A 2,856-nucleotide genomic window follows, 5' to 3' on the forward strand; every position below is an offset into this window, starting at 1 on the left:
ATCGGTCTATAAGAGTAAACATTATGCATAGTCTTCGCGTCGATCTGGGTCCGCGCAGTTACCCCATCCACATAAGCACCGGCATCCTCTCCGATCCGACTCTTTTCGCTCCCGCCCTGAGCAAAGGTCCGGTCGCGATTATCACGGACAGCAATGTCGCTCCACTCTATCTGGAGACGCTGCAAAAAACCCTGCAGAAACTCGAAAAAGACTTGCTGGTCATCATCCTGCCGGCCGGCGAGGAGAGCAAATCTCTCGCGAATATCCAAGAAATCACCGGGCGCCTGCTGAGCGCAGGTTACGGCCGTGACTGCACCCTCTGCGCCCTCGGCGGCGGCGTCGTGGGAGACATCACCGGCTTCGCCGCCGCAGTGTATCAGCGCGGAGTAGCCTACATTCAGGTGCCGACCACCCTGCTCGCCATGGTGGACTCCTCTGTCGGTGGCAAAACGGGGGTCAATCACCCCCTGGGTAAAAACATGATCGGCGCTTTTTACCAGCCACGTGCCGTGATCGCCGACACCGACACCCTGGACAGCCTGCCTGACCGGGAATTACGCTCAGGACTGGCCGAGGTCATTAAATATGGCCTGATTAACGACCAGGGCTTTTTTTCCTGGCTCGAAGACCACATGGATGCTGTGCTCGCCCGGGAGGCCGACGCCCTGGCCAAAGTGATCCAATACTCCTGCAAAGACAAGGCTGACGTCGTGGCACGCGACGAGCTAGAGGGCGGGGTGCGCGCCATTCTCAACCTCGGTCATACCTTTGGTCATGCCATTGAGGCGGTGACCGGCTACGGCCAGTACCTGCATGGCGAAGCAGTGGCTATCGGCATGGTCATGGCAGCAGATCTTTCGCGCCGTCTCGATCTGATTCGGGAGAGTGAGCAGGATCGTATCTACGCCCTCATCAAGGCCGCTGGATTACCCACACTGGCCCCCACACTCCCCGTCGCCGATTATCTCCGCTTTATGCGCGTTGACAAGAAAGCGGAGGGGGGCCGGGTGCGTTTCATCCTGCTGCGCGGCATTGGGAGTGCGGTCATCACCGGAGATGTCCCCCCGGCCGCTGTCACCCAAACCCTTCAGGCCTTCATGGAGCATGGACATGCATGAGATCAATAAAGCAACCGCGGAGCTGCAAAAGGAAATGGCGCAACGCATCGCGCTGAACCCCGGCGGCACCCGCCGTATTGGCAATTTCGGTTTCATCGAGCTGGAAGAGACCTGGGGTGACGAAGCCACCATCATCAATACCGCGCGCATCAGCACCACTAACCAGCGTCTCCGCAGCGGGCACGAATTTTCGGAACGCGACCGCGCCCTGCTCTACCAGTTACTGCGCGATCAGCACGGCACTCCCTTCGAGACCGTATACTTCCGCTTCCGCTTCATCGCACCGATTTTTGTGCTGCGCCAGTGGGTTAAACACCGCGTTTCCAGTTGGAACGAGTTTTCCATGCGCTATCGCAAGCCTCTCTCCATCGCCTACGTGCCCGATGCCGCCGCACGCACCGTAGATGGCTTTGCGGTATTGGACGAGGCTGCCATGGGCGAATATGAAGCGCTGATGGCGCAGCTCTTCGCCTGGTACGAGCAGCAATACAATGCGGCTTGCAGCCGCATTGATTTGGCGCGCGAAACCGGCGAGCTGGGCCCCAAAGAAGGCGGACGCGACCCATACCGCGGCCGGGCCCGCGAGCTTCTGCGCAACGTGATGCCGGTCGCCGCCTACTCGGATGTCTACTGGACGGTCAACTTCCGCAGCCTGATGAACTTTTTCAAGCTGCGGCGCAAGCAAGATGCCCAGTATGAAATCCGCGAATATGCCGATGCGGCCTTTGCGCTGTTCGCCACGCGCCTGCCTCTGCTCGCCGAAACCATGCAGCGGGTGATAGACGAATCCGCCGCCAGTGCCGCGGTGCAGGAATCGTTCGGGCATGCCTGACCCCGTCTCTCCAGGCCAGTCCGGGAGATTGGCGCCTTATGCCGCCGACCCCGCGCAGAGCCGTGGCCGCAAACATGCGGAGGAGCCGCCCGCCGGTCGCAGCGCCTTTCAGCGCGACCGGGACCGGGTCATCCACTCCGGTGCCTTCCGCCGCCTGGAATACAAGACCCAGGTCTTTGTAAATCACGAGGGCGATCTCTACCGCACCCGCCTCACCCACAGCCTGGAAGTAGGACAGGTGGGCCGCGCCATCGCCCGCCAGTTGGCCCTGAATGAGGATCTGGTCGAAGCCATTGCCCTGGCCCACGATCTCGGTCACACCCCTTTTGGCCATGCCGGACAGGATGCCCTGCAGGAGTGCATGGCCGACCTCGGTGGTTTCGAACACAACATCCAGTCCCTGCGGATCGTGGACCACCTGGAAAAGCGCTATGGCGACTTTCCAGGCCTGAACCTGAGCTTTGAAACCCGCGAGGGCATTCTCAAGCACTGCGCCAAAAGCAAAGCTGCCGATCTGGGAGATGTGGGTGAACGCTTTCTGCAGGGCACCCAGCCCAGTCTGGAGGCGCAGATCACCAATCTCGCCGATGAAATCGCCTATAACAACCATGACATCGACGACGGCCTGCGTGCCGGTCTGCTGAACCGGGAAGAACTCTGCGCCAGCACCTTGTACGGGGCTATTTTTGCTGGGGTACAGCAACGTTATCCCGACGCTTCCCAGACCATATTGCGTCACGAAACGGGCCGCCGCCTCATCGATCTGCTCATCCGCGATCTGGTCGATGAAACCCGGCGCCGCATTGCCGCAGAGGGCATCGCCACGATTGCGGAAGTGCGGGCCGCGCCGCGACCCCTCGCCGCCCACAGCCCAGCCATCGCCCACGAAGTCGCCACCCTCAAACA

Annotated in this window: 3 protein-coding genes; all 3 read left to right on the forward strand. The window is 60.9% G+C overall.

The features are described 5' to 3' along the window. Positions 1-23 precede the first annotated feature (23 nt). A complete protein-coding gene (gene aroB, locus AC2VNK_RS05630; RefSeq protein WP_486883124.1) occupies positions 24-1,118 on the forward strand; it encodes a 3-dehydroquinate synthase in 1,095 nt (364 codons plus the stop codon). Continuing rightward, positions 1,111-1,950 carry an FAD-dependent thymidylate synthase gene (gene thyX / locus AC2VNK_RS05635; RefSeq protein WP_486883125.1) on the forward strand — a complete coding sequence of 280 codons (840 nt, stop codon included), beginning with the start codon at positions 1,111-1,113 and terminating at the stop codon, positions 1,948-1,950. Before aroB ends, thyX begins: the two co-directional genes overlap by 8 nt. Continuing rightward, the coding region (locus AC2VNK_RS05640; RefSeq protein ID WP_486883126.1) for a deoxyguanosinetriphosphate triphosphohydrolase at positions 1,943-2,856 on the forward strand (914 nt) is incomplete at its 3' end. The genes thyX and AC2VNK_RS05640, both read left to right, overlap by 8 nt.

It is taken from the genome of Acidithiobacillus sp. TH-A35 (genome assembly GCF_057473505.1).

Bases quoted from the DNA above. Each gene is read 5' to 3' on its own strand.
- aroB (WP_486883124.1), top strand. From the start codon at position 24: ATGCATAGTCTTCGCGTCGATCTGGGTCCGCGCAGTTACCCCATCCAC.
- thyX (WP_486883125.1), top strand. From the start codon at position 1,111: ATGCATGAGATCAATAAAGCAACCGCGGAGCTGCAAAAGGAAATGGCG.